Raw genomic sequence first — 1,134 nt, forward strand, 5'->3', positions numbered from 1 at the left:
TCGTCGGGCACTCCGCGGCGCGCGGGTCCCCCCTATGCACTACGTGGATAAGCCCCCGCCGCTAACGCTGTTTCTAACGCCCAAAGGGGTCGGAATTGGACGCGAAAAGGGGGTCGCGTTTGGACGCGATTTGACACACTGGTCAATTATATCAATCGCCGACCGATCGATGCCCGTGCGACCGAGGCGCAATATGCGATTCACGCAATGTGCGATCCGGCCGATGTTTCGGATGTGCGCGACCTGCTGTTCGCCGAGCTGGAAGCGGCGCACTATCCGATCCGCGAAATCGAAATCCTCTCCGATAGCGAGGAAATGGTCGAGTTGGCAGCAACCCTTGTGCCAACCAATGCGAAACCGGAGGAACTCGATGCCGTCGTCACGGCTCTAGCAGCCTGTCGGAGTTAGCTTGGGGATGTTTGGTGGGAGGAGGTCATTGGCGGCTGCGTGACGGTTCCCGCTGCGTGACTGGATAGCGGAATCCGCACTTGAGACCTCGGCCATTGTGCCGACGATCACTGCGCCCCTCACAGCGGTACCAAATCGGCGCGAAAGGGCATGATCTGGCTCAGTTTGCCTCTGCCAGGGCGAACATCCGCTTCATGTTCCACGCCATGGTCACGAGGCTCCATTCGCCGCGGACCTTGTCGAGGCCACGCAGCAGGAACTGACGGAACCCGAGTACCGACTTGATGATGCCGAACACTGGTTCAGGGGTCTGCTTGCGCAGGGCGTAGCGCTTCATTGCCTTCTTTGGTCTGGAGCCGATGGCGCATTGATGCGACCGGCGTGGGATCCTTCGGCGGGGTCGGGTCTTCTGCGAAACGTTCGGCCAGCGATGGATGATGCGCTTCACGACCCATCGCGATCACCGGTTCAATCCCCGCAGCGGCGCAGGCGTTCACATTGCCCTCGCTGAAATTGGCAACCGCCGCCAAATCTTGGCGCAGCGTATGGACGACGCGGCGAATGCCATAAAGTGTTGAGAGGTCGGCGTCATGCAGCCCACGGCCGAGACCGTCCAGCGCCCGTCGCGGCACTCCGACCCCAAGAGCTCGAGGCCAGATCCAAGCGCCCATTCTGCATTTTTGAGCATGCCGTATCAGCCCAACCTCCGTTCCAGCCGTCAAGCAG

General features: G+C 61.0%; 2 protein-coding genes and 1 pseudogene. 1 reads left to right on the forward strand and 2 read right to left on the reverse strand.

The genetic code is table 11. The annotated features are described in order from the left end of the window. The first annotated feature begins 198 nt into the window (after nucleotides 1–198). Nucleotides 199–408: a hypothetical protein gene (locus AruPA_RS21670; protein ID WP_408859163.1), complete on the forward strand. Its 210-nt coding sequence runs from the start codon at nucleotides 199–201 to the stop codon at nucleotides 406–408. A 160-nt stretch (nucleotides 409–568) separates the two neighbouring features. On the opposite strand, the gene AruPA_RS21675 is transcribed toward AruPA_RS21670, so the two are convergent. Both AruPA_RS21675 and AruPA_RS21680 read right to left on the reverse strand, forming a co-directional pair. Continuing rightward, nucleotides 569–796, reverse strand: coding sequence for a transposase (locus AruPA_RS21675; RefSeq protein ID WP_405055198.1), 228 nt, complete (start codon nucleotides 794–796; stop codon nucleotides 569–571). Continuing rightward, nucleotides 711–1,134: pseudogene (locus AruPA_RS21680) on the reverse strand (hypothetical protein); the annotation flags it as partial. The pseudogene AruPA_RS21680 and the gene AruPA_RS21675, both read right to left, overlap by 86 nt.

The organism is Acidiphilium sp. PA (assembly GCF_026191915.1).
Lineage (GTDB): Bacteria > Pseudomonadota > Alphaproteobacteria > Acetobacterales > Acetobacteraceae > Acidiphilium.